Source organism: Pseudoalteromonas distincta, assembly GCF_000814675.1.
Taxonomy (GTDB): domain Bacteria; phylum Pseudomonadota; class Gammaproteobacteria; order Enterobacterales; family Alteromonadaceae; genus Pseudoalteromonas; species Pseudoalteromonas distincta.
The window spans coordinates 31560-55851 of the sequence record NZ_JWIG01000005.1; the positions used below are offsets into that span (position 1 = coordinate 31560).

25 protein-coding genes are annotated in these 24292 nt (G+C 39.7%); 12 read left to right on the top strand and 13 right to left on the bottom strand.

Features of this window, described 5'->3' with window-relative positions; genetic code table 11:
* Positions 1 to 9 precede the first annotated feature (9 nt).
* From QT16_RS04570 to QT16_RS04580, 3 genes are all read left to right on the top strand, one after another.
* Positions 10 to 1020 carry an ArsJ-associated glyceraldehyde-3-phosphate dehydrogenase gene (locus QT16_RS04570; protein WP_039486570.1) on the top strand — a complete coding sequence of 337 codons (1011 nt, stop codon included), beginning with the start codon at positions 10 to 12 and terminating at the stop codon, positions 1018 to 1020.
* A gap of 24 nt (positions 1021 to 1044) precedes the next feature.
* Positions 1045 to 2262 carry an organoarsenical effux MFS transporter ArsJ gene (gene arsJ, locus QT16_RS04575; RefSeq protein ID WP_039486572.1) on the top strand — a complete coding sequence of 406 codons (1218 nt, stop codon included), beginning with the start codon at positions 1045 to 1047 and terminating at the stop codon, positions 2260 to 2262.
* Between the two features lie 107 nt (positions 2263 to 2369).
* Positions 2370 to 4490 (top strand): methyl-accepting chemotaxis protein, encoded by a 2121-nt coding sequence (locus QT16_RS04580; RefSeq protein WP_039486574.1) that lies wholly within the window; start codon positions 2370 to 2372, stop codon positions 4488 to 4490.
* Positions 4491 to 4593: 103 nt separating this feature from the next.
* On the opposite strand, the gene QT16_RS04585 is transcribed toward QT16_RS04580, so the two are convergent.
* Positions 4594 to 5181: a TetR/AcrR family transcriptional regulator gene (locus tag QT16_RS04585; protein WP_010553549.1), complete on the bottom strand. Its 588-nt coding sequence runs from the start codon at positions 5179 to 5181 to the stop codon at positions 4594 to 4596.
* Between the two features lie 112 nt (positions 5182 to 5293).
* Between QT16_RS04585 and QT16_RS04590 the strand changes: the two genes are divergently transcribed.
* A complete protein-coding gene (locus QT16_RS04590; RefSeq protein WP_004334524.1) occupies positions 5294 to 5836 on the top strand; it encodes a carboxymuconolactone decarboxylase family protein in 543 nt (180 codons plus the stop codon).
* 60 nt (positions 5837 to 5896) lie between these two features.
* Here QT16_RS04590 and QT16_RS04595 read toward each other — a convergent pair whose 3' ends face one another.
* Complete coding sequence (locus tag QT16_RS04595) at positions 5897 to 6427, bottom strand: hypothetical protein (RefSeq protein ID WP_039486581.1); 531 nt, start codon at positions 6425 to 6427, stop codon at positions 5897 to 5899.
* A gap of 51 nt (positions 6428 to 6478) precedes the next feature.
* Here QT16_RS04595 and QT16_RS04600 point away from each other — a divergent pair, with 51 nt between their 5' ends.
* Both QT16_RS04600 and QT16_RS04605 read left to right on the top strand, forming a co-directional pair.
* Positions 6479 to 6862, top strand: coding sequence for a DUF1294 domain-containing protein (locus tag QT16_RS04600; protein WP_039486583.1), 384 nt, complete (start codon positions 6479 to 6481; stop codon positions 6860 to 6862).
* Positions 6863 to 6887: 25 nt separating this feature from the next.
* Positions 6888 to 7406, top strand: a complete 519-nt coding sequence (locus QT16_RS04605; RefSeq protein WP_039486585.1) for a DUF6795 domain-containing protein — start codon at positions 6888 to 6890, stop codon at positions 7404 to 7406.
* Between the two features lie 213 nt (positions 7407 to 7619).
* On the opposite strand, the gene QT16_RS04610 is transcribed toward QT16_RS04605, so the two are convergent.
* From QT16_RS04610 to soxR, 3 genes are all read right to left on the bottom strand, one after another.
* Positions 7620 to 8705 (bottom strand): rhomboid family intramembrane serine protease, encoded by a 1086-nt coding sequence (locus tag QT16_RS04610; protein WP_039486587.1) that lies wholly within the window; start codon positions 8703 to 8705, stop codon positions 7620 to 7622.
* Positions 8695 to 9336 (bottom strand): hypothetical protein, encoded by a 642-nt coding sequence (locus tag QT16_RS04615; RefSeq protein WP_039486589.1) that lies wholly within the window; start codon positions 9334 to 9336, stop codon positions 8695 to 8697. Before QT16_RS04615 ends, QT16_RS04610 begins: the two co-directional genes overlap by 11 nt.
* A gap of 420 nt (positions 9337 to 9756) precedes the next feature.
* On the bottom strand, positions 9757 to 10239 hold the full coding sequence (soxR, locus tag QT16_RS04620) for a redox-sensitive transcriptional activator SoxR (protein ID WP_039486591.1): 483 nt from the start codon (positions 10237 to 10239) through the stop codon (positions 9757 to 9759).
* Between the two features lie 77 nt (positions 10240 to 10316).
* Between soxR and QT16_RS04625 the strand changes: the two genes are divergently transcribed.
* The 6 genes from QT16_RS04625 (at position 10317) to QT16_RS04650 (ending at position 15146) form a co-directional block, all read left to right on the top strand.
* Positions 10317 to 10790 carry a flavodoxin family protein gene (locus QT16_RS04625; protein WP_039486593.1) on the top strand — a complete coding sequence of 158 codons (474 nt, stop codon included), beginning with the start codon at positions 10317 to 10319 and terminating at the stop codon, positions 10788 to 10790.
* Between the two features lie 65 nt (positions 10791 to 10855).
* Positions 10856 to 11368: a DsrE family protein gene (locus QT16_RS04630; protein WP_004334547.1), complete on the top strand. Its 513-nt coding sequence runs from the start codon at positions 10856 to 10858 to the stop codon at positions 11366 to 11368.
* A gap of 8 nt (positions 11369 to 11376) precedes the next feature.
* Positions 11377 to 12012: an SGNH/GDSL hydrolase family protein gene (locus QT16_RS04635; protein ID WP_052201261.1), complete on the top strand. Its 636-nt coding sequence runs from the start codon at positions 11377 to 11379 to the stop codon at positions 12010 to 12012.
* Between the two features lie 78 nt (positions 12013 to 12090).
* The gene (locus QT16_RS04640; RefSeq protein ID WP_039486597.1) at positions 12091 to 13629 is read left to right on the top strand and encodes an EAL domain-containing protein; all 1539 of its coding nucleotides are present in this window, start codon (positions 12091 to 12093) and stop codon (positions 13627 to 13629) included.
* Between the two features lie 56 nt (positions 13630 to 13685).
* On the top strand, positions 13686 to 14207 hold the full coding sequence (locus QT16_RS04645) for a hypothetical protein (protein ID WP_039486600.1): 522 nt from the start codon (positions 13686 to 13688) through the stop codon (positions 14205 to 14207).
* A gap of 249 nt (positions 14208 to 14456) precedes the next feature.
* Positions 14457 to 15146, top strand: a complete 690-nt coding sequence (locus QT16_RS04650; RefSeq protein WP_039486603.1) for a response regulator transcription factor — start codon at positions 14457 to 14459, stop codon at positions 15144 to 15146.
* Between the two features lie 82 nt (positions 15147 to 15228).
* Here the strand turns inward: QT16_RS04650 and puuE are convergent, their stop codons facing one another.
* Genes puuE through xdhA form a run of 8 tightly spaced genes read right to left on the bottom strand, consistent with a single transcriptional unit; the run spans position 15229 to position 24287 of the window.
* The gene (gene puuE, locus QT16_RS04655) at positions 15229 to 16161 is read right to left on the bottom strand and encodes an allantoinase PuuE (protein ID WP_039486606.1); all 933 of its coding nucleotides are present in this window, start codon (positions 16159 to 16161) and stop codon (positions 15229 to 15231) included.
* A gap of 1 nt (position 16162) precedes the next feature.
* Positions 16163 to 17374, bottom strand: coding sequence for a urate hydroxylase PuuD (locus QT16_RS04660; RefSeq protein ID WP_039486610.1), 1212 nt, complete (start codon positions 17372 to 17374; stop codon positions 16163 to 16165).
* A gap of 5 nt (positions 17375 to 17379) precedes the next feature.
* On the bottom strand, positions 17380 to 18744 hold the full coding sequence (gene guaD, locus QT16_RS04665) for a guanine deaminase (RefSeq protein WP_039486613.1): 1365 nt from the start codon (positions 18742 to 18744) through the stop codon (positions 17380 to 17382).
* A 2-nt stretch (positions 18745 to 18746) separates the two neighbouring features.
* Positions 18747 to 19085, bottom strand: a complete 339-nt coding sequence (uraH, locus tag QT16_RS04670) for a hydroxyisourate hydrolase (RefSeq protein ID WP_039486616.1) — start codon at positions 19083 to 19085, stop codon at positions 18747 to 18749.
* A complete protein-coding gene (gene uraD / locus QT16_RS04675; protein ID WP_039486619.1) occupies positions 19082 to 19582 on the bottom strand; it encodes a 2-oxo-4-hydroxy-4-carboxy-5-ureidoimidazoline decarboxylase in 501 nt (166 codons plus the stop codon). The genes uraH and uraD overlap by 4 nt, the downstream gene beginning before the upstream one ends.
* Positions 19579 to 20469 (bottom strand): xanthine dehydrogenase accessory protein XdhC, encoded by an 891-nt coding sequence (xdhC, locus tag QT16_RS04680; RefSeq protein ID WP_039486623.1) that lies wholly within the window; start codon positions 20467 to 20469, stop codon positions 19579 to 19581. Before xdhC ends, uraD begins: the two co-directional genes overlap by 4 nt.
* Complete coding sequence (xdhB, locus tag QT16_RS04685; RefSeq protein WP_039486626.1) at positions 20462 to 22801, bottom strand: xanthine dehydrogenase molybdopterin binding subunit; 2340 nt, start codon at positions 22799 to 22801, stop codon at positions 20462 to 20464. The genes xdhC and xdhB overlap by 8 nt, the downstream gene beginning before the upstream one ends.
* Positions 22788 to 24287: a xanthine dehydrogenase small subunit gene (xdhA, locus tag QT16_RS04690; protein WP_039486629.1), complete on the bottom strand. Its 1500-nt coding sequence runs from the start codon at positions 24285 to 24287 to the stop codon at positions 22788 to 22790. The genes xdhB and xdhA overlap by 14 nt, the downstream gene beginning before the upstream one ends.
* Between the last annotated feature and the right edge of the window lie 5 nt (positions 24288 to 24292).

Genomic DNA, 24292 nt, shown 5'->3' on the forward strand with positions numbered 1-24292 from the left:
TATTTAATTATGACTATTAAAGTAGGTATTAACGGTTTTGGCCGTATGGGACGTTTAACTCTGCGTGCAGCAGTTGATTGGCCAGAAATAGAGTTTATTAAAGTAAATGATGTAGCGGGCGATGCTAAAACCCACGCACATTTAATTGAGTTTGACTCAGTACACGGGCGCTTAGCACAACAGGTTTCTAGTGATGATAATAGCTTTAGTGTGGGTAAGCATACGATTGCAGTTACCAACAACAAAACCATAAACGAAACTGATTGGTCAGATTGCGATGTAGTAATAGAAGCCAGCGGTAAAATGAAAACCACTGAGCTGTTAAATCAATATTTAGCACAAGGTGTTAAGCGTGTTGTGGTAACCGCACCTGTAAAAGAAGACGGTATTTTAAATGTAGTAATGGGTGTAAACGATGATCTTTATAACCCAAGTGAGCATAAAATTGTTACAGCCGCCTCTTGTACTACTAACTGTTTAGCGCCAATAGTAAAAGTACTGCAAGAAAAAGTGGGCATTAAACACGGCTCAATGACTACTATTCACGACATTACTAATACCCAAACAATTATTGATGCCCCTCATAAAGATTTACGCCGTGCGCGTTCGTGCGGTACAAGTTTAATTCCTACTACAACCGGTAGTGCAACTGCTATTACGCATATTTTTCCTGAGCTTAAAGGTAAATTAAACGGCCACGCCGTGCGCGTACCTCTTACTAACGCATCAATTACCGATTGTGTTTTTGAGCTCGAGCGAGGTGTTACACAAGACGAAGTAAACACGTGGTTTAAAGACGCTGCAAATAACGAGTTACAAGGTATTTTAGGCTACGAAGAAAGACCGCTTGTATCTATAGATTACAAAACAGATCCGCGCAGCTGCATTATTGATGCGCTTTCAACCATGGTAATTAACAACACTCAACTTAAACTATACGCTTGGTACGATAACGAGTGGGGTTATGCAAACCGTACTGCTGAGCTAATGCTTAAAGTTGCACAAAGTGATTTGGTTTAATCTCGTTTAAAAAGGTTTAACGCTATGTTTGCGCAGTTAGCTAACTTACCGAGCTCTATAAAACAATATTTAATAATTACTGGTAACTATTGGGCATTTACTTTAACTGATGGTGCGCTACGCATGTTGGTGGTGCTGTATTTTCATCAGTTGGGTTATGGCGCATTTGCGATAGCCATGTTGTTTTTGTTTTATGAAATATTTGGGGTGATCACCAATTTAGTAGGTGGTTGGCTTGGCGCGCATTTAGGGTTAAACAAAACCATGAATGTAGGGCTTGGGCTACAACTTGTCGCTTTAGCCATGCTTTGCGTGCCAGGGGATTGGCTAACCGTTGCCTATGTTATGGCAGCGCAAGCACTGAGTGGCATAGCAAAAGACTTAAATAAAATGAGTGCAAAGAGCGCCATTAAGTATTTAGTACCACAAGACGATGCAGGGCAAAGCCAATTATATAAATGGATTGCCATACTTACGGGCTCTAAAAATGCTTTAAAAGGGGTGGGCTTTTTTTTAGGCGGCTTATTACTAACTGTATTTGGTTTTATGGGAGCATTAATAAGTCTAATTATTTTACTTAGTGTTGCGTGGGTTATTAGTTTAATTTTTTTAAAAGGCGATATTGGTAAAGCTAAAAACAAACCTAAGTTTAAAGAATTATTTTCTAAATCGCGGGCAATTAACTTACTTAGTGCAGCGCGTTTATGCTTGTTTGCGGCGCGCGATGTATGGTTTGTAGTTGCACTACCTGTTTACTTAGCCGCTCAGTTTAACTGGGATCATTGGTGGGTCAGCGGTTTTATGGCTTCGTGGGTAATTGCTTATGGGCTGGTGCAATCGCAAGCACCGCGAATAACTGGGCAAGGTGATTCAACTTCACATTCGGTCAAAAAAGCATACTGGTGGGTTGCTTTATTGAGTGGCGTAACTGGCATTTTAGCGTTGTTGATGCAATTGGATATAGCGGTACATTTTACGCTTGTTATAGGCTTACTTATTTTTGGTGGAGTATTTGCTGTAAATTCATCGCTGCACAGTTACTTAATAGTAAGTTTTGCTAAAAACGATGGAGTGTCACTCGACGTTGGCTTTTATTATATGGCCAATGCGATAGGGCGTTTGCTTGGTACGATGCTTTCTGGTTGGGTTTTTCAAGTATATGGGCTTAGTGCGTGTTTATGGGTAAGTGTGTGTTTATTAGTTTTAGCCGCAATTACAACAGCACGGTTAGCTAAACTTTAAAAAACTCAACGTATTGTATTAAATTCAATTTGTTTAACGATATTCATAGCTTCATTGATTAGATCTACTAAACTGTATCAGTAGTTTTAATTTAAAGGGTGTGATGAATGCGAGAAATATCGCTAGCAAAAAAATTACTGTGGCTTACTGTCGGAAGTATATTTATTACCGTATTGGTGCTTTCGGGCATTTTATGGTGGCAGTTATCTGCAAGTAATGAAGAGCTTGCAAGCAAGTCTGAAAATTATATTGTTGCTGAAGTAGAAGAGAAGTTAAATGCGAATGCCGCAATATATGGTGAAAAAATAGCGGGCTTTATTAACGAAGCTTATCGAGTACCATACTCTTTAGCCGCTTTATTAGGTGATACCGCAAAAAGCGAAACCCTTAGCCGCGATACGGTAGTAAGTATAAATCGCTCTATTTTAGAACAAAACACATTACTCTCATCTATCTACTCTCAGTTTGAACCAAACGCGTTTGACGGGCAAGATTCGAGCTTTAACAAGGGCTATAAACACTCTGTTGATGGTGATGGTACGTTAGAAGTTTATATAACACGTGATCCAAGTGGGGCTATTGAGCAGCAAAAAGTAGCTAATGCTGCCGATAAATATATAACCTCTTTAAACGAATTTGGTATTCGCGAAGCGCATTGGTACTTATGTGCAAAAGACACGCTTAAGCCTTGTATTATGGAACCGTACTTATACGAAATCCCATCGGGCGACTCAGTAATGCTAACTTCGTTAACTGTGCCTATTTTAAAGTCAGATCAGTTTATTGGTTTAGCTGGCGTTGATTTAACTCTACCTACCTTCCAAGTAATGACTGAACAGCTTTCTAAGCAGCTTTACAATGGCCAAGCTAAAGTAACTATATTAAGTGATTTAGGTTTAGTAGTAGGTAGCAGTCATTATAAATCTAAATTAGGACGCCCAATTAAAGAGGCTGTGAGTGCTAATATATTTAATGATATTGAAAAGTCTAAAGGGCAAAGCGGTATTTTTAAAACAAATAGTGAATACTTAGTAAACTACCCAATTAATATAAAACTAGCTAACACTCAGTGGTCATTAATCATAGAAGTACCTACAGATCTAGCACTTGCAGGGCCTGAAGCGCTAGAAAAAAACATGCAAGAGACAGCAACATCACTCAGATTTATTATTTTAATAACAGGCTTAGTAATTGCTGTGGTTGCTTTTGTTATTATGAAATTAGTAATAGCAGGTGTAATAGCGCCGCTACAACAAATTCAACAACGGGTTGATAATCTCGCAAGTTCTGAAGGTGATTTAACACATACATTGCATGTTGATAGTCACGCAGAGCTTATTGCATTAGCTGGTGGGTTTAATCGATTTTTAGCAAAGCTACGTGATTTAATTTCTGAGCTTAAAACGGTGTCAGATCAAACCAAGCAGCAAGGCGAAATAGCACAACACATAGCTATTGATACTAAGCATAATGTGCAATCTCAATTTCAAGAAATTGAAAGTGTGGTAACGGCTATGAACGAAATGAGCGCAACAGCACTCGAAGTAGCCAGAGCATCAGAGCAATCAGCCCAACAAGCCGATGAAATAAATAGCTTGGTAGTGAGCAGTGAGTCGAGCTTATCATCTGCGATGACGCAAGTTAAAACGATGTCTGAAGAAATTAAAGAAGCTAACCAAGCCGTTGAAAAAGTTGCTTCGCGTAGTAAAGACATTACGCAAATATTAGATGTAATTCGTACTATTTCAGAACAAACAAATTTACTTGCACTTAACGCTGCTATTGAAGCTGCGCGCGCTGGTGAACATGGGCGCGGCTTTGCCGTTGTTGCCGATGAAGTACGTGCACTTGCTTCTAAAACGCGTTCATCAACAGATGACATAAGCCAGCTAATTGATAGTTTATTATCTGAAGTAGGTAACGCATCGACCGTTATTGAAAAAGGCGTTGTACGTGCACAAAATGCCGTTGATGAAACATCAGTAGCTTTTGATGCTCTGCACAGTGTTGTTGTTAAAGTTGATGAAATAACCAACCAAATTACACATATTGCCACCGCTGCCGAAGAGCAAAGCTTAGTGACTGAAGAAATAAACCGTAATTTAACGCTTATATCTGATGCCGCATCGCAACTTGCTGACTTATCTACACAAGCAGGGGATAGCAGCGAAGCGCTTAATGCACTTGTTGCCCAGCAAGATAATGAGCTAAATAAGCTTAAAACGTAACTTATAAATTAAGTTTTAAGCACAAAAAAATGGCCAGTTAATACTGGCCATTTTTATTTAGTAAAATAAGTATAACTTGTTGAGAATGCGCGATAACTGCTATTTATAACTTTTTAATCAACATAAACATTTGGTTGATCATTGGCTCAGCAAATTGCTCTACATTAGGACGATTAAAATAACCGCGTAAACCTGTAAATTGCACCTGAAAAAAGCGCGCATATTCAACAGCGGTCAACGTATTACTTAACTCACCTTTGTTTATTGCTTGTGTAAACAACTGCGTTAAATAAGCTTCAAATTGAGCTGTTAAATCTAAGCTTAACTCGTATAGGTTTGAGTCTTTTTCTGCAAATTCACTGTTTGCTTTAACCAGCATACAAATAGCGCTTGGGCTGCAATCTTTTGTTTTAATTACCACGTTTTCAACAAATGCACGTAACCCACCAAGTACTGTATCTGCACTTGATAAAAACCCCTCTATTTGGGTTTTCATTTGTACTGTGTAATCTTTCAGCGATTCGCAATATAGACCTTCTTTAGAGCCAAACGCAGAGTAAATACTACCCGGGCGCATATTAACTGCTTCTTGTAAGTCACGCGTTGAGGTTGCATGAAAACCTTTTTGCCAAAATAGCTGGCTTGCAACGCGAACTACATTATCGCGTTCAAATTTAACCTTATTAGCCATATCATTCTCAATCAATTTGAACATTTGCTCAATTTTAACTTGAACAGTCGCTCAAAATCAAATATTATGTGTCTCGAAGTTACTTAAAACTATTAATTATTAGGAGCTAACCATGGCCGAATTTACTTTATACACTCAAGAAAACGCACCAGAAGAAGCAAAACCGTTACTAGCTGATTCAGTAGCAGCATTTGGTATGCTTCCTAACTTACATGCAGTAATGGCTGAAGCACCAACATTACTTAAAGGTTACCAAGTATTGCATGAGTTGTTTCAAAAAACATCATTCAACGCAGAAGAGCTAACAGTAGTATGGCAATCAATTAACGTAGAGCACGACTGTCATTACTGTGTTCCTGCTCACAGTGGCATTGCAGCGGCAATGAAGGTTGATCAAGGTATTGTTGACGCACTTGTTAACAAAACACCACTTGAAAACCCTAAGCTAGAAACTCTTCGTGAAACTACACTTGCAATGACACGTGAACGTGGCGTGATCAGCGATGAGCAAATCGAAAAATTCTTTGCCGCAGGTTACGCTAAGCAACAGCTACTTGAAATTATTGTAGGCTTGTCTCAAAAAGTAATGAGCAACTACACTAATCACCTTGCTGATACACCAGTAGACGCGCCATTTAAAAAATACGTAAAATAAATACGATTTTATAAATGACAAAAGGCAGCCTAGGCTGCCTTTTGTGCTTTTAAATCACAGCTATTTAAATTTAACCGTTTTTGTACTGCGTGTATAAATACGTTGTTCGGGTTTTGTCCACTCACCTTTTTTTAAATAAGAGGTCGATACAATAAATTTATCGTCTTTTAGTTCACTCATCGATTTAACCTTTGTAATACCATCTTGGCTACCAGTTACGTCTTCATAGGCTACAAATTGAGTGGGGCTGAGCACTTTCATAGTGCCTTTTGTATAAAATCCTGCGGTTGTGAAATAGTAAAATACCAAAGACTCTTTTTTACTGTCGTAAAAAATCATCGACTCGCCGCCATACTCACCTTCATTAATAGAGTGCTTGGTATGTATCGCTTTACCGTTTAAAGCACGCTCCCAACGGCCAACATCTTGTATTTTTTTAGCACCTTCAGGTACTTTAAAGTCAGCCTGCCAAGTTCCTAAATAGGGCTTAAATACGGCAAGTTCTTTATCAAGGTTGGTGAATGTATCGGATGCATAGCTATTAAATGTTGATAAGCATAAGACTAAGAATATCGCTTTAAAATATGTCATAATTTGGCTCTTGTTTTTGTAATACCAATGCCAAGTATAGGCGATAATTAATTGATAAAGAAAATATTAATCACATTCTCATTACTTTATTTAGCCGCCATTTGGCTGGCTTACCTACTGCAATACTTACCTGTTTATATACCAATATATGTACCTGGTTATATAAGTGTATTAAGTGCTATCACTTTTTTAATGTACGCGTGGGATAAGCGACAAGCTAAGCGCTCTTCACATAAAAAAGTAAATCGTACGCCAGAGCGCACACTGCAACTACTTGCATTATTTGGAGGATGGCCGGGGGCATTACTTGCTCAACAATTACTTCGCCATAAATCGCAAAAGCGACGTTTTATAGTGATGTTGTGGTTATGTATTTTAATAAATGCGGGATGCAGTATTATCGCTATTTATTTTCCAGATTTATTGTTAGGTTAAAGTATAAATAGGAAAAGGACTTTTTATGACTAATACAAGATCGGCTGGCGTGACCTTAACGCTTATTTTATTTTTATTAATACCATTGCAAGGATGTGCAGACATGTTTGGGTTTTTTAATAAACAAGACGTTACGTTGTCGTTGCCTGTAAAAGGCAGACTATTAAATAATGGTGAGCCCCAGCAGGGCGTTAAAGTAACAAGAGAGCTGATTTACGGTGATACTTATATTAATGAAGCCATAAGTGATAACAATGGTTACTTTTATTTCGATAATAAAACAATACGTAGTTCAAAGCCTTCAAACATGTTTTTTAATAGCTCTTTGCTACAGAGTATTTATATTAAAAACAAAAAAGATGAAGATTCAATCTTGTGGTATACCACAATACCGTTCACCGAAGAGCAAGCACTGCTGTCTGATATATTAAATAACTTTGAATGCGAACTTAGTGAAGAGGCTACAACGTACGATATACCGATAAAAAACACCGGTCAATTTTATACAGTTTATACGCGTTGTAATATCAATTCGCTTAATTAAGTGGTCTATTTTGAGGGCGGAAAAACGTGTTGATAGCTAGGCAAAAAGTTCGCTATTTAGTTGTTCTAAATGAGAATTTTTTAACGCAGGTAGCGACACGTTTAGCCCCGCAAAATGATTAAGTATTATTGCGGATTGGTATAAGTTATAGAAATTAGTGAGAAGTCTGATAAAGCCACCAATGTTCATCTATTAGTGGCTTTAATGTGATGATTAACGTTTTAACTGTGCTTCTTTTTGGTTTAGTAAACGAATTATAGGGTTTTGCTCTAATATTTTACTTTTCAAAATATAACCAATAATTAGTCCAGCTATAAAGCCACCAATATGTGCACCATAATCAATGCCATCAGGGCCTGTTACTGCACCAAAAATGTTAAATCCTAACCAAATAGCAAAAAACCATACCGCAGAAAGTTTCTTCTGATAAATTACAAACATAAAAGTGAGGCTTGCGTGCCTAAACCACATCAGATACATGCCAAATAAACCGGCTATCGCACCACTGGCACCCACGCCTGGAATATTCGACATAGGGTTTACAATGTAGCTAGCAAATGATGCGAGTAGACCACAGGCCAAGTACCACAACAAAAAGCGCTTGTGTCCTAAAACATCTTCTAAGTTATCGCCAACGATATATAAAAAGTACATATTGCCAACTAGATGCATTATGGAACCATGTAAAAATACGCAAGTTAATACAGTCCATAGCTCATTACCTTTACTTAAATCTGCAGGTGTCATGGCAAAGTTATCAATGACGTAGCTAAATGAGCTCGGGTTTAAAAAGTAAAGTGCAAAAATCAGTGTGTTTAAGACAATAAGACCGCGAGTTACCCAGGGGGTCTTTTGTGGCTTAATATTATATTCAACAGGCATTTGCGTTAAAAATTGGAACAAGTAAGTTTTCCAACTTACTTTTTGATTTAGCTCGCCTAAACTCGCTTTTATTTCAGGGCTATTTTCAACACTTTCAAGCTCATCTTTATCAATCCATGTGCCATCGCAGTGTCTACAAACATCTATTTCGGTATGAAAAGCTTCAAGTAAGTGAAAACGTTCCAAGCTTTTTTTACAATCAGGGCAGTCAAGCTCAGAAATTCCTAATGCTTCACCAAAGTGAGTTTCAAATTTATCACCTTCAGGGCCTTCATTTATTTCGGAAATCATCCGATTTACTTCATTTTTTTCGAACCATAAGCCACCACATTCACGGCAAATATCTATTTCTTCGCCTTGATAATTGGTTACTTCTAATGGATGGTCTTTACAATGTGGGCAGCTCTTAGTTGGCATTTTCTAGCTCCTTTAACGAACCAACAGAAATGTCATTCTGCTGTAATTCCATTTTTAATTGTTTAGCGCTATTTTTTAGTGCGGGTAGCGTTTGAGTTTTAATTGAGTCTGTTATTTTTGCTAATTCGATAGAAGCCTGCTTAGCAGACATTTTTCTTTCTATTGCGGCATTAATGATAAAATCAGCTCGAGAATAAAACCGACGTATTTTAGTCAAAAATTCACTTGGTGTTTCAAGCGTAGTAGGCGAAAACTGCATGGTTTTCCATATGTACTGCTCAAGTGTGGGTTTAAAAAATTCCATTTCTGATTTTGGCGGGCTCTTCGCTAAGCGTTCTGCATACTTAGCTACCGTATTTGCGTTATCATTAACTTCGTCATAGAGCGATGTACGCAAATAGTAGTTATCTTCCATTTTGCTAAATGAATCGAACTTAAGCGCTTGTTCTAAACCGCTTTGAGCAGCCAAATAAACACCAAATACGGTAGAAATAACCATAAAAAATTGATTTAACCAAAAACCAGTACTTTTGAGCTCTTTATGATCGACCGTTTTAAGGGCTTGAGTGAGTTTCTGAGTAACTACAGGTGGTTTTGTATTGTTGTCAGGGGTGGGATTAGTTGGTTCCAACAGTTTGTTCCTTGAATATTGCTTCCTTTTTAAGCGCACAAGAATACTTAAAAATTAACCAGTTAGCAATGCTACTATCCGTATTGAATATACTTTTTTACGTTTCGACCTGCATGTACATGCAGACGTAAACTTTACTCATTTCCTAAGGAGAGTGGGTAATGAATCTTTAGTAATTATACTTTAAGTGCACAACTACTAAAATCCCCATATCAAAACCGTTAAAGGTTTCAATTGATTACTTTGTGATTAAAAATAAAACAAGCAGCCATGGCTCTTCGTCATTTAACAGTTAAAGCAAATAAGAATTCTGTGCTAGAAAAGCTATGTTTTGCTCATGAGGTAAGTATATTGGTATATATAAAATTGATAATACTAAGTTATGGCTAATTAGTTTTTATTTTAAATATATAACAAAGGTCATTCTTGAAAAATACTTTCAACCTTTGAATTTAAAAATACTGCACCGTTTTGTGTTTTGCCTAAATGGTCGTCTTTATTATAAATAGGGCAGCTTTTCAGTGATAAACAGCCACATCCTATGCAGCTGTCTACCTTGTCTCGCAAACGCTGCATATACGCTATTCGCTCGTCCAGCTGTGCTTGCCATTGCTTTGAAAGGGCTGCCCAGTCTTTTTGTGTGGGTGTGCGCTGTTCAGGTAATGTGGCCAGTGTTTGTTTAATTTCATCAAGGGTTATTCCCATTGCTTGTGCGGCTTTTACTACCGCTATGCGGCGCAGTACATCTTTTTTATAGCGGCGTTGATTGCCGCCATTGCGCCAGCTACGTATTAGTCCTTTTGTTTCGTAAAAATGCAGGGTTGATACTTTTACGCCGCTACGCTTTGCTACATAGCCCACGGTTAAGTTGGCCTCAGTTAGTTTTTTTTGATCTATTGGCATTATTTTTAATTTCCGATTGACCTCAATATAACTTGAGGTTTTAAGCTTCTTTCAACATTAAAAAAGGAGCTAACTAAATGCAACAAAAACTTGAGCGTAGCACTGTTATTATTTATTCAAGCGCACGCAAAAATGGTAATACACAGGCGCACGTTAATGGATTTGCAGAGCAAAATACTGTGCGTGTAATATGCTTAGATGATTATAAAATTGCGCCGTACTGCTATAACAAAAACTATAAAAATGATGATTTTTACGCTGTGTTTGAAGCACTTTTAAAATATGAACATTGGGTGTTCGCGTCGCCTGTTTATTGGTACAGCACCACGGTACAAATGAAATTATTTATCGATAGAATAACCGATTATATGGACGATGAAGCATTAAAACCTAAGCTTCGTAGTTTACGCAGTAAGCATTTTTCAGTGCTTTCTAATGCGTCATCAAGTGAAGCCCCCGCCTGTTTTGTAGAGCAGTTTAAAAATACGTTTAGTTATTTAGGTATGCAGTTTATTAACCACAGCCATAAAAGTACCCAAAAGGTTGCTTAAATTGCAGCCTTTTTTGGTTGTCTCTGGTAGTTTAGTAATAATCTTAAAAAACACAGGACTGTTTTATGAAATATTTACTATTGTTAGTGCTGCTTTTTAGCCCTTTAATATATGCAACAGAGCAACCAATTAAGGGGTATGGTAATTATTACAATGTACCCGAGCATGATGAAATTAATGACGCTACGGTATTTAAAATAGCATTTGATGTTGCTGATGGCGCTAAAGAAGGCGCGCAAAATAATTCAATAAATTCGCTAGCGCGTTTTATTAACATGCATGTGGCGCATGGCGTAAAGCCTGAAAACATACAACTTGCATTAGTTGTGCACGGCAGCGCAAGTGTGGATGTGTTAGCTAATAGCGAATATAAAAAACGCTTTAACGCTGACAATAAAAACCAAGCGTTAATTGAGCAGCTACTAGCAAATAACACTAAAGTGTATGTTTGCGGGCAATCTGCTACTCACTTTAAAGTAACGCCAGCGCTTTTAATTGAGGGTGTAAAGATGTCGCTTTCAGCTATGACCGCTCACGCACAACTTCAACAACAAGGCTATACGCTCAATCCATTTTAATGACTCAAATAATAAAAAATATTCTCTGCTTTGGGGATTCAAATACATGGGGCTTAAACCCTGAAACGGGTAAACGTTTGGATGAAAATACCCGTTGGACATCACTTTTAAATAAAAACTTAGGGTGTGGTTTTAACGTAATAGAGGCTGGGCAACCTAACCGCACGTTAGTGCATAATCCCCCGTTTGACGGTGTGCTCAATGGTGTTAGCTATTTAAAGCCTTATTTGGATAAGCATGATCTCGACTTTATTATTATAGCTCTTGGTACAAACGATCTTAAAAAACGTTTTAATTTAACACCTACTTTAATAGCAGATGGCTTGAATGATTTAATTAACTCAATACACATTTATTATCAGCAAGGTAGTACTTTAAAATCCCCTAAAATTATTATTGCTAGCCCACCTAGAATAAGAATTACCGAGCAGTATTCACGTATTTATGAAGAGGCTGATACAAAAGTAACAGAGCTCTCTAGTGCATTTAAAAGCGTTGCAGCTAATAATAAGTGTGCTTTTATTGATTTTAATTCGTTTATTAACATAACAGATGGTGATGGGATTCATTTTGATGATAACCAACATTTGGCAATAGGCTTTAAAATAGCGCAATTGGTTCAAAACTCACTCAATAATTGTTGAATCTATCTGTGTGAATTTAATGCGACTTATGCAATCATCTAATAAATTAGTGATATAAATTAACAATCTCAGGATGCTATGGAAAAGTACCAAAAAAAATCGATTATAGCCGTTCTAACAGGGGTGTTAGTTTTTATAACTGGCTGTCTCATTTTGCTCTATTTTGCAGCGCAAGAACTCATTACTCAAATCAATGCCGATACTAAACACATTCTTAAACATGTTGACTCTGCTGTATTAGAGCGTCGCAGTGTGCTTACACCTCTTAATAAGTTTGGTTTCAAGCAGTGCAATGAAACTACATTGCTTGAAATGCGGCGTGCTTTATTTGATTCACAATATGTGATTGATATCGGTTTTTTTATTGGTAACCAGTTAATGTGTACAACTGGGGCTGGTTTGCTAAGCAGTGGTATAAACGACCTTGAGCCTGACTATATCCGTAAAGATGAGGATGTACGTGTACGTTTTGAGCCGCAGTTGTATTTATTATTATTTACCGGACGTCCTATGGAAGTGGTAATCGTTCGCCAAGGTAATTTTAACCTGATCATGGAGTCAAAGGCATTCAACTCTGCGAGTATTGGGTCCAAAAATTGGGAAGTTGTATATAGAGACTCCGAGGAACTGCATCATTTAGCAGGTACAAAAGGCACTTATAGTAAAATAAGTGGCGACAGCTATTTACCGTATGAAACGGGTGTTGCTTGTAGTACTGAAAATGAGAACTACTGCGCAGCAGTGCATTTGCCTTGGAGTCAGTTCTTTTCTAATAACCACTTTTTATTAATCATCTCCTTAATTTTAACCTGCTTAGCTGGTGTATCGAGTGCGCTAATGGTAAATGCAAGAATTGCTGCTCGTCGCTCTATTAATCAGCGTATTCGTAAAGGACTCAAAAAGGGATCATTTTATTGGACTTACCAGCCTATTATTTGTTTGCAAAGTGGCAAGCTGATTGGTTGCGAGGTACTTGCCCGTTTTGAAGATAAGTACGGTGTTTTATTTCCAGATGAGTTTATTCCGGTTATTAGAAAAAACAATTTAACCTGGACTTTTACTGAGGCCATGATTGCCACCACAATCAAAGAGTTAACTTCTATAGAGGTATTGCCTGAAGGCTTTAAAGTGTCGCTTAATATATTTCCGTGTGATGTAGAGCTGGGTAACGTATTGTTGTTACCACAAATTACAGAGCTTACCAATTCACGCTTTATTATTTGTTTAGAGATAACTGAAGACGAATACCTTGATACAAGCATCGCGCATGCTCATTTTAGAACCTTGGTTGAATCGGGATTTAACTTATCATTAGATGACTTTGGTACGGGTTATTCGAATTTAAGAAACTTACAAAATTTGAGTTTTCATCAACTTAAAATTGACCGTACGTTTGTTCAAGATATAGCAACTGAGGGCTTAAAAGCCTCTATGATCCCAAATATTATGGAACTTGTGCATAAGTTTAATTATACCTGTGTAGCAGAAGGAATTGAAACCACTGAGCAAGAGGCCATTTTAAAAACAGCGGGTGTGCATTACGGACAAGGCTGGAAGTACGGTAAGCCCATGACTGCGTCTAAATTTAAAAATTATATAACTAGTCAGCATTTTTAGATCTCAGCTGCCATACTAAACGTATCGGTATGAAATTTATAAATATTAGGTTTATTATGATCAAATTAACATTAAGTGCTTTTGCACTTTTACTACTTAGCGCATGTACTACACAGTACCCAAACCAGCAATTAACAGGTAAGCAGTTTCCAAGCATTAGTGGCGAAAGCTTAGAGCAAAGTATGGTGACTATACCTAGTGATTTTAAAGCAGATAAAACACTACTGCTCATTGGGTACAAGCAAGACAGCCAGTTTGATATAGACCGTTGGTTAATTGGTTTAGATATGGCGGGCGTAACGCTCCCTACATACGAACTACCAACCATTGCCGGCATGGCACCACGTATGTTTAGCACATTTATAGACAGCGGTATGCGCAAAGGCATCCCTAAAGAATTATGGGGTGGGGTAATCACTATTTATAAAGATGGCGAGACAGTTCAAAAGTTTACAGGTAATCAAAGCCCAAATAACTCTCGTGTGGTACTTATAAATAGCAGCGGCGAAATTTTATACTTTTATGATCGAGGTTTTTCGGTTGATGCGTTAAATAAATTAAAAGAGACAATAGAATAATTACCCCTAAAGCTTAGTTTACGACAATGTATATTTAAGGTTTTAAGAATTACTAAACTACTAATCCGATCTGTTATTTATCTTACAAAAGCAATTGTAAAAACAAAGGCAATGTAGGTTATATATTGATTTAATAGGTTTTTATCTGTTTTAGGGTGAGAAGCGATAACTTTATTTTAATACCAAAATCTCATTGTAAGTTGTATTTGGTTTAGGTAATGTAGTGTAAATGTTTCAAGGACGAAATTTATGCCCCATAAAAACTCGGTATTCGTAAAAACAACATTTCAATCCTCTTTTCATTTACATAACTACGCCACTATTTTAAGGACACTACAAGCCCTGTTTGGTGATATTAAAATGGATGATGTTTTGCCTAAAATAGAGTTGCGTGCAAATTATGATTTATTTTTAATAGATGGTGCTAAAAGTAAATGGCAAGATCTCATTCCCGCAGACCTTATTTGTTTAGCTAAACACTATAGCGTTGTTATCTTTAATGTTGATAAAGAAGATGTGTGCGAGCAAAACTTATTGCTTAACCATTTTAATGGTGTTTTTTATAAATCAGATGCGCCAGAAGATATTTTTAAAGGGTTAATTCGTGTTGATACTGGCGAGCTTTGGTTTACGCGTAAAGTAATTTCAAAAGCTTTTAACGACATTTTAGCCGTGGCAACGTCATTTAATAACCTACACGGCGACATTGAATTAAAGCAGGACTATTACGAGCATTTAACAAAGCGGGAAAAGTCTGTTATTCATTTAATTGCACAGGGTGCGAGTAACAATACAATCGCTGATAAACTTAGCATTAGCGACCACACTGTAAAAACACATTTGTACAGTGCGTTTAAAAAAACTAACTCACGCAACAGGGTGGAGCTTGCTAATTGGGCGCAGCGCTACATATCTGTTTTGCTGCCAATGGGGAAATAGTTTTTTGAATAAATTTCACTACTCCTAAAGTGACTTTAAGCCCCGCATTGCTGGGCTTTTTTATGTTTTAAAAAAATATAAACTATGCTTTTTTATACGGATGGGTTTTAAGCCAGTGCTCGGCTATTTGTTCACGTGTGGCAAACCAAACCTGATCATGCGAGCGAGCATATTCTAAAAACCGTGCTAATGCTTTTATTCTTCCCGGTCTGCCAATTAGGCGGCAATGCAAACCTATCGACATCATTTTAGGGGTGTTTTCACCTTTTGGATCGCCTTCCTCGTATAGTGTATCGAATGCATCTTTTAAGTAATTATAAAATTGATCGCCGGCATTAAAACCCTGTACGGCAGCAAAGCGCATGTCGTTTACATCAAGCGTGTAGGGCACTATTAACTGTGGTTTACCTTCTTTAATACTGTAAAAAGGTAGGTCGTCGCTGTAATCGTCGGCATCATATAAAAAATTACCATTTTCAACTACAAGGGCTGCTGTGTTAGGGCTTGTGCGCCCTGTGTACCAGCCTTTGGGCTTTTTACCTGTGAGCTTTTTAATGACATCAATGGCTTGTTGCATATGCTCGCGCTCGGTTTGCTTATCTATATTCTGATAATTAATCCAGCGCAGGCCATGGCTTGCAATTTCGTGACCCGCTTCAACAAAGGCTTTAGCTACATCGGGGTGGCGCTCAAGGGCCATCGCCACTGCAAAAATGGTGACCGGTATATCGTATTTTTTAAATAAACGCAGTAGCCTCCACACGCCAGCGCGTGAGCCATATTCGTAAATAGACTCCATGCTTATATGGCGGTCCTCAACATGCGGGGCACTGACTATTTCAGACAAAAATGTTTCGGCCGCTGCATCACCATGTAATACACAGTTTTCGCCGCCTTCTTCGTAATTTAATACTACTTGCACGGCAATGCGGGCTTTATTAGGCCAGTTTGCATGGGGTACATCTGGACCATAACCAATTAAATCGCGCGGGTAGTTTTTAAAATGCTCACTCATTTTATTGCTCCTTTTTAAGTGCTGAGAGCCAAGCGCCTAGCGTTTCACGTTCTGTGTCTGTCATTTTGGTCATATTGGCCAGTGGCATATCTTTGGTTATAACCGCGCGGGTATGAATAAGCGTGCTGGATTTTTTTACATCACTAATAGAGTCGAGCTTAAAACCTAGCGGCGCTGTTTGAAAAAGCGCAGAGGTGGGTGTTTCGCTGTGGCACTGTGTACAGTGCTTACTAATTATATCCCACGCTTGTGCGTCGGTAATACTTGCTTGTAAAGGCGCGCTTTCGCCTGCATTTGTTGGTGTACTGGGCCAAGGGGCTATGGCGAGCATAAGAGCAAAAAAAGCTGCAATACCGCTTACAAGTACTGAGGGTTTATTAACGCCTTGATGCTTTAAGTTAAAGTAATGGCGTATCCACATACCAATACCAAACAGCGCAATTAAAATAAGCCAGCCAAAGTTGTGGCTATACGTGTAAGGAAAGTGATTGCTAAGCATTATAAATACTACAGGTAATGTGGCGTAGTTATTATGAATAGAACACAGCTTTGCCTTTAAACCTGGCGCTGAATCAGGGATTCTACCGGCTTCTACTTCACTTACCATATAGCGTTGGCCTGGCATAATAATGTGATACACATTACCCACCATACACGTGCCAATAAGTGCACCTACATGAATATACACAGCGCGGTCGCTAAATAATTGATCAACCCCAAAAGTCCACAGAGCTAATAAACCAATAACGACAGCAATAAACACTTTGCCGTTTTCAACCAGTGGGCTTTTACACAATAAACGATAAACACCATAGCCTAAGCCAATAAAACCAAGGGATGTGCCAATAGCTGCAAATTTACTTAGCTCACTTTTACTGTTATCAATTAAATACACATCGGCGCCAACATAATAAAGTAAGCTAAATAGTAATATACCGGTGATCCACGTTGTGTAGGCTTCCCACTTAAACCAATGCAGAGTATGGGGCATTTTTTCAGGGCCATTTTGATACTTAGCCACTTCGTAAAAGCCACCACCATGCACGGCCCATAAATCGCCTTTTATGCCTTTATCTATTTTCCACTGCGGTGGTGTTTGTAGGTTGTTATCAAGCCATGCAAAATAAAATGAAGCGCCAATCCATGCTATACCAGCAATAACATGAAAATAACGCAGTACTAAATGAGCAAGCTCAAATAAATAGTTTTCCATAACGGTTAAGCCTCTTCTAATACCGGTGAGCGGGTGTCTGAAAATTGATTGTTATCATCGCGCTTATACACGCTTTTACCCATAATGTAGGTTTGCTCAACGCAGCGGTCGTCGCCTAACATCATCATTGCAAATAGTTTTTCATGCAGGGTTTTGGCATGTTGTATTCTAAATTTTAAAAATGGGGTTGCTGAACAATCCATTACAATAAAATCGGCCTCACAACCGACTTCAAAATTACCAATTGTCCCTTCTAAATCAAGTGCTCTAGCACCGCCGAGAGTTGCTAAATACAGCCCTTTAAATGCTGAAAACTTTTGACCTTGTAATTGCTGGATTTTGTACGCTTCGTTACCTGTTTGTAGCATAGAAAAGCTTGTTCCTGCGCCTACATCGGTACCCATGCCTACGTTTATACCGTGCTCTTCACAGGCTTTTAAATTTAAAAGTCCTGATCCTAAAAATAGGTTTGAGGTTGGGCAGTGCGATATTGCCGCATTGTTATCTGCAAGGCAGCAAAGCTCGCGCTCAGATAAATGAATGCTATGGGCAAATACCGAGCGTTTACGTACCATTTTTGCTTGCTCGTACACGCCAAGGTAATCTTCAGCTTCTGGAAATAGCCCTTTTACCCATTCGCACTCGTCTTTGTTTTCCGATAGGTGTGTATGCAGGTAGGTGTCTGGGTATTCTTCAAGCAACTGAGTACATTTTTGAAGTTGCTCAGGGGTTGATGTAGGAGCAAAGCGTGGTGTAACTGCGTAGCTTAACCTATCAACATTGTGCCATTTTTCGATGAGGGCTTTAGATTCGTCATAACTTGTTTGCGCGCAATCAGATAAGTCGTCAGGGCAGTTACGATCCATCATTACTTTACCGGCAATCATGCGTAAATTGCGTTTTTGTGATTCTTTAAAAAACGCATCAACCGATTGCGGGTGCACAGTGCCAAATACAAGAGCAGTGGTTGTGCCATTGCGCAGTAGCTCGTCTAAAAAGCGATTAGAGATCTCTTTTGAATAATGCTTACATGTAAACTTTTTCTCTGTCGGAAACGCGTATTCGGTGAGCCAACTTAGCAGTTGCTCGCCATACGCGCCTACCATTTCGGTTTGCGGCAAATGTATGTGTGTGTCAATCATACCAGGCATAACGAGTTTGCCATCGTGGCGGATAACACGCGCTGATTTATCAATTGTTGGCAGTATGTCGTGCTCGTAGCCAAGTTTAACTACTTTGCCGTGCTTGATAACTAATGCGCCCTTTTCAAAAAAACGATGGGCGTTTTCGCCAGAAATGGCAGGGTCGTCAACAAAGTCGAGTATATCGGCACAAACTACTGTTAAGTCATTATTGTTTTGTGTGCTCATAGTTAGCTACCTCTGTATGTAGAGTAGCCAAACGGACTAAGCAACAATGGGATATGATGATGTTTAGTATCTTGTAATCTAAACGTTATTTGCGCCTCTGGGTAAAACGCAGGGGTAGGTTGGTTTTGGTAATAACTATCTAAATCAAATACTAGCTTATAAGTTGCAAATTCTACGTCTGTATTTAGCCAGTCGGTAATACGCCCATCGGAATCTGTTTTGCCTTGGGTTAGTTGTACCCATTCGTTATTTGTAAGTTTAAATAGCTTAACAGCAACGTTTGCTGCTGGTTTTCCGGTGCTGGTATCAAGTATATGGGTGGTTATAGGGCTTTTGTTCATAGCAGTGACTCCAATCTTATTTTTGTTATTTTGGCTTGTTCGCCCGCGGCTATATTTAGCTCTGTACTGCGGGTGTTGTGTATGCGCTGCTCTATGAGTTCGAGCATTTGTTCGGCCGTTTTACCGGTGGCGCACACAATAAAAATAAAGCCAAACTTGTTCAGGTACTCTTTATTAAGGGCAATCATTTTGGTAAGTACGGCCTCGTTTGCTTTGCTCATACCTGATTGCTCATGCCCCGCTTTTTGTGCGGTAGCAGCGTATTTTTTGCTAAGGGTTGATAAGTCGCCTATTTGCGGGTGGCCTTCAAAGGCAGCTAAATAGTCGCTCTCGCCAAGGCTATCCCATATGCTTTGTGCGCATTCAAACAGCTGTTGAGCACTTTTAAATGGCATTGCTTTTATCATGCCCGCTACCCAGTTAGGGGCCGCGCAGCAATGCTCAAGTGCTTGTTTTGCATGTGCATCATTTAGCGTATTTATTTGTAAACTGCTCATGCGTTTACTTCCTCCTGCGTGGTGCTAATTAAGGCATTTTTTAGTGTGCGCCATTGCAAGCCTTGGCGTTTTGGCGCTTGGGTTTGCATAGCCTGATAAAGGGCAATTAGCTGTCCACTAATCGAAATAGCCACTTCCATTGGTAATTTGCCCGTAATATTTTTAAGCCCAACAGGGCAGGTCATTTGTTGTATTTGAGCGGCTGTAAAATCGCGATGTGCTAGGCGTTGTTTAAAACGTTTTGCTTTAGTGTCAGAGCCAATTACACCAAGCCAATTGGCATCGGCGCGTTTAATAATGGCTTGGGTGAGTGCAAAGTCGAGCTGGTGGTTATGGGTCAATATTAAGTAGTTGTTAGCTTTAGGCGCACGTTTTACTTGCTCTGTTGGTTCTTCATCAACCACTTTTACTACGTTATTTGGAATAGCCTGTGGGAATACATCGGCGCGGCTATCTATCCAGCGTATGCGCATAGGTAGTTGTGCCAATATACCAATAAGCGCCTGTGCTACGTGGCCTGCGCCATAAATGTCTAAGGTAAAGCGCTCGCATTGCATGCATTCAAGCATAACGGTGGCAGCCCCGCCGCAGCACTGGCCTAAATTTGCACCTAGGTTAAATTGCTCAATTACTTGGGCGGCTTTGCCTTTGGCAAGTAGTTCGCGGGCTTTTTCTATTACTACGTACTCAAGATGGCCACCGCCAAGGGTGTCGTAAATATGCTCGCCGCTTATTACCATTTTAGAGCCTGTGCCGCGTGGGGTTGAGCCATTGGTGCCAAGTACCGTGGCAATTACATAGTTAGTGCCGCTTTGTTCGTGCTCGTTTATAGCCTGCGCCCAATTTTGCGTATGAAAACCCTGAAACGACTCATTTAAATTAGTCATGTTGATGCTCCTTAAACCAGCTAGCGGTTTGCTCAATTGCACTCAATACTCGCTCTGGGGTTGCGGGTGTATCCAGTGGGGCGGTGTATTTGTAATCAGCCACACTGCTTATTGCATTACGAATGGCGCTCCATACACTAAAGGCCAACATAAATGGCGGCTCGCCTACGGCTTTTGATCTAAACACGGTGGTTTCTGGATTTGCTGAGTTATAAAGATTGACGTTAAATTCGGCAGGGGTATCGCCAATGGCTGGTATTTTGTAGTTGGCTGGGCCAAAGCTTGCAAGCTGGCCTTTATCATTCCATTGTAAGTCTTCGGTTGTTAGCCAGCCCATACCTTGCACAAAGGCGCCTTCAATTTGGCCTATATCAAGAGCTGGATTAATTGAACTGCCTACATCGTGCAGTATATCAACGCGAGTTACCGTGTTTTCGCCAGTTAGGGTATCTACTTCTACTTCGCTGAGTGCTACGCCGTGAGCGTAGTAAAAAAATGGGCGGCCTTCACCTTTGGCTCTATCGTAATGAATCTTTGGAGTGGCGTAATAACCGGTAGATGAAAGCGATATACGATTCATGTAAGCAAGATTTGCAAGTTCGCTAAAGCTAATTTCCCCTTTACTAAAAGTAATGAGGTTATCTTTAAATGTAATACTTTGGCTGTCTACTTCAAAGTGCTCGGTAATAAAGTTTATTAAGCGCTCTTTTATTGTGTTTACTGCATTTAGCGCCGCCATACCGTTTAAGTCGGTACCGCTTGAGGCCGCTGTTGGTGAAGTGTTTGGCACTTTGTCAGTACGCGTAGCACTAATACTTACCGCGTTAAAATCGACCCCAAAGCCATGGGCCACAATTTGCGCAATTTTGGTGTTTAGCCCTTGGCCCATTTCGGTGCCGCCATGGTTTAAATGTATCGAACCATCGCTATATACATGTACTAATGCACCAGCTTGGTTTAAATGTTGTACCGTAAACGAAATACCGTATTTAACCGGCGTCATTGCAAGGCCTTTTTTGATAATAGGTGACGATACGTTAAATGCTTTAATAGCCTTTTTACGTGCCCAGTAGTCACCCGACTGCTCAAGCTGAGCAATCATATCTATTAAAATATGTTGCTCTACGGTTTGATGATACGGCGTGGTATCGCGGCCTTTTTTGTATAAATTAAGTTTTCGGATCTCAAGCGGATCTTTACCTAATTTAGCGGCTATATCGTCCATTATTAGCTCGCCCATAATCATTCCTTGCGGGCCACCAAATCCTCTAAATGCGGTATGGCTTACGGTATTTACTTTACAGCGATTACCCTTAATTGTGGCGGCTGGGTAGTAGTAGGCGTTATCGGCATGAAACATGGCACGGTCTACAATTGCATCTGATAAATCTGGGGAGTAGCCACAAAATCCGTTTACGGTAATGTCGGCACCTTCTATTAAACCATTTTCGTCAAAACCGACATGATAGTGATTATAAAACGGGTGGCGCTTACCGGTTAATTTAAAATCGTCGCTGCGGGCTAGGCGCATTTTTACTGCGCAGCCAAGGTGGTAAACCGCAAGGGCTGCAAGGCATGCCCATGGTGCGCCTTGGGTTTCTTTGCCGCCAAAAGCACCGCCCATACGGCGGGTTTCTACGTTTACAAAGCTAAATGGCTTTTTTAAAATTTTAGCAACTAAGTGCTGCACCTCAGTAGGGTGTTGCGTAGAACACTGAACATGAATGCCCCCGTCGTTATCAGGTTGCGCCAGCGCTATTTGGCCTTCTAAATAAAAGTGTTCTTGCCCGCCTATGCTTATTTCGCCTTTAAGCTGGTGGGCTGCGTTATTAATGGCGTTTTCGCTGTTACCACGGTTAAGTGAATGGGGCGGCCTTACCCAATGCTCTTTGCTAATGGCTTCTTTAATATCAAGTATTGGAGTAGTTTGCTCGCACTCTATAACCACTAAACGTGCCGCGCGGCGCGCTATTTCATATGTGTCGGCAACGACAATTAATACAGGTTGCCCGTGGTATTGAATTTCATGGCTGGTCAGCAGTACATCACCAGGAAATACCGGGCCAATATCTAATTTACCGGGTACATCTTCTGCCGATAAAATACGTTTAACGCCTTCAACTGCCAGTGCGAGACTGGTATCTATTGATTTAATAAAGCCGCTTGTAACAGGGGCGAGCACTGGGTAGGCATGCAGGCAGCCGTATGGTTCAGGGTTATCGTCGGCAAAATTTGCACTGCCACAAACTTGTTTAATAGCGCTTTCGTGATATTTAGATTCTCCAACGCTACCACCTTGCGCTTTTAGTTTATCCATTTCAAAGTGACGCATGTGAGATCCTCGTAATGGCAATGTTGTTATTGTTGCGTGCTTGTGGCTCACAAAACTCAATACCAATGCGTTGTAATAAGTTTTTGCTTACCGTGGTGCGATAATGCGCACTGCTTCTTACATCGCTCATGGGCGTAAAGTCACTGTTAATAGCCGTTGCTGCGTCTATAAAACTACTTACTTGTAATGATTGAGATATCAGCTTTTGCTCAATATGCTGCGCGCGCTTAGGAATAGCTGCCATACCGCCCATAGCGCAGCGGGCTTGAGTAATCATGTTTTGTGAATGCTCTATAGCAAGCACCAAACACACGGTAGATATATCGTCTTCAAAGCGTTTTGATATTTTATGACACGCCAGTTTTAGTGACTCTGGGCGCTTTGGGATGGTGAACTTACTAATTACTTCATCGCTTTTAAGAACTGTTTTTTTGTAATCAATAAAGTAGTCGGCAACTTTAATAGTGCGCGTACCAGCGCTGCTTAATAAATCCATTGATGCATTAAGAGCGATTAAAAGGGGAGCGGGATCGCCAATAGGAGAGGCATTCCCTATGCTGCCACCGAGTGTGCCGCTGTTACGTACTTGGCTTGATCCTAAGCGTTCAAATAGCTCTTTTGACTCTGGGTAATGGTTATAAAATACTTCAACAAATTGGCTATAAGGAAGTGCTGCACCAATGTGTAACTCACCGTTATTATCTGCCAAGGTGCAAAACTCCTTTACTTGGCTAAGGGAGATAATTACATCCGGTAAGAGCATGTTTTGGCTAAGCTCAATGGCAAAGTCGGTGCCACCAGCAACTAAATGTGCATAAGGATAAAGCGCTTTTAGCTCAACAAGTTGTTGGGCAGTTTGTGGTAAGTAAAATTTGCGAGGACCATTTTTTAAAAATGGAATATCGCCATCATATTGCGTATTAAGTGATGCTTTAAATTGGGCGGCCATTGCTGAGTAAGGTTCAGCTTTACGCTCATAGCTATAGGCTTTTTCGGCTGCAAGTAATATTGGGCTATAACCTGTACAACGGCACAAGTTACCGCCAAGTGCATGAATAACCGCTTTTTTACCGGGGTACGTAGGCTCATTAATATAAAGAGCCAACAAACTCATTATTATACCGGGCGTGCAAAAACCACATTGCGAACCATGGCACTCTACCAGTGCACGTTGTACGGGGTGTAAATCGGTTAAGTTTGGGTATAAGCCAGTAGTCACAGCTTCTACCGTTACTATATGTTTTGCATGCGCATTACCTAATAACAATAAACAGCTGTTCATTGTTTTGTATTGCCAACTAGTTTGCCCGTTTGCATTTATACGCTCTTCACCCACTAAAATTGTGCACGCGCCACAGTCGCCAGTTGCACACCCTTCTTTGGTGCCCACTTTCCCTTTTTTGGTGCGTAGCCAGTCCAAAATGGTGAGACTTGGCGAACATTCTTGTACTTCAATTGGCGTGTTATTTAATAAAAACTGAATCACACAGA

Excerpts from the sequence above, each read along its gene's own strand:
- soxR (WP_039486591.1), bottom strand. The coding sequence starts at position 10,239 with ATGCCAATAGATCAAAAAAAACTAACTGAGGCCAACTTAACCGTGGGC.
- QT16_RS04590 (WP_004334524.1), top strand. The coding sequence starts at position 5,294 with ATGGCCGAATTTACTTTATACACTCAAGAAAACGCACCAGAAGAAGCA.
- xdhB (WP_039486626.1), bottom strand. The coding sequence starts at position 22,801 with ATGCGTCACTTTGAAATGGATAAACTAAAAGCGCAAGGTGGTAGCGTT.
- QT16_RS04585 (WP_010553549.1), bottom strand. The coding sequence starts at position 5,181 with ATGGCTAATAAGGTTAAATTTGAACGCGATAATGTAGTTCGCGTTGCA.
- QT16_RS04580 (WP_039486574.1), top strand. The coding sequence starts at position 2,370 with ATGCGAGAAATATCGCTAGCAAAAAAATTACTGTGGCTTACTGTCGGA.
- guaD (WP_039486613.1), bottom strand. The coding sequence starts at position 18,744 with ATGAGCACACAAAACAATAATGACTTAACAGTAGTTTGTGCCGATATA.
- arsJ (WP_039486572.1), top strand. The coding sequence starts at position 1,045 with ATGTTTGCGCAGTTAGCTAACTTACCGAGCTCTATAAAACAATATTTA.
- QT16_RS04570 (WP_039486570.1), top strand. The coding sequence starts at position 10 with ATGACTATTAAAGTAGGTATTAACGGTTTTGGCCGTATGGGACGTTTA.
- QT16_RS04645 (WP_039486600.1), top strand. The coding sequence starts at position 13,686 with ATGATCAAATTAACATTAAGTGCTTTTGCACTTTTACTACTTAGCGCA.
- QT16_RS04605 (WP_039486585.1), top strand. The coding sequence starts at position 6,888 with ATGACTAATACAAGATCGGCTGGCGTGACCTTAACGCTTATTTTATTT.
- QT16_RS04640 (WP_039486597.1), top strand. The coding sequence starts at position 12,091 with ATGGAAAAGTACCAAAAAAAATCGATTATAGCCGTTCTAACAGGGGTG.
- QT16_RS04630 (WP_004334547.1), top strand. The coding sequence starts at position 10,856 with ATGAAATATTTACTATTGTTAGTGCTGCTTTTTAGCCCTTTAATATAT.
- puuE (WP_039486606.1), bottom strand. The coding sequence starts at position 16,161 with ATGAGTGAGCATTTTAAAAACTACCCGCGCGATTTAATTGGTTATGGT.
- xdhC (WP_039486623.1), bottom strand. The coding sequence starts at position 20,469 with ATGACTAATTTAAATGAGTCGTTTCAGGGTTTTCATACGCAAAATTGG.
- QT16_RS04625 (WP_039486593.1), top strand. The coding sequence starts at position 10,317 with ATGCAACAAAAACTTGAGCGTAGCACTGTTATTATTTATTCAAGCGCA.
- QT16_RS04610 (WP_039486587.1), bottom strand. The coding sequence starts at position 8,705 with ATGCCAACTAAGAGCTGCCCACATTGTAAAGACCATCCATTAGAAGTA.
- uraD (WP_039486619.1), bottom strand. The coding sequence starts at position 19,582 with ATGAGCAGTTTACAAATAAATACGCTAAATGATGCACATGCAAAACAA.
- QT16_RS04595 (WP_039486581.1), bottom strand. The coding sequence starts at position 6,427 with ATGACATATTTTAAAGCGATATTCTTAGTCTTATGCTTATCAACATTT.
- QT16_RS04650 (WP_039486603.1), top strand. The coding sequence starts at position 14,457 with ATGCCCCATAAAAACTCGGTATTCGTAAAAACAACATTTCAATCCTCT.
- QT16_RS04660 (WP_039486610.1), bottom strand. The coding sequence starts at position 17,374 with ATGGAAAACTATTTATTTGAGCTTGCTCATTTAGTACTGCGTTATTTT.
- uraH (WP_039486616.1), bottom strand. The coding sequence starts at position 19,085 with ATGAACAAAAGCCCTATAACCACCCATATACTTGATACCAGCACCGGA.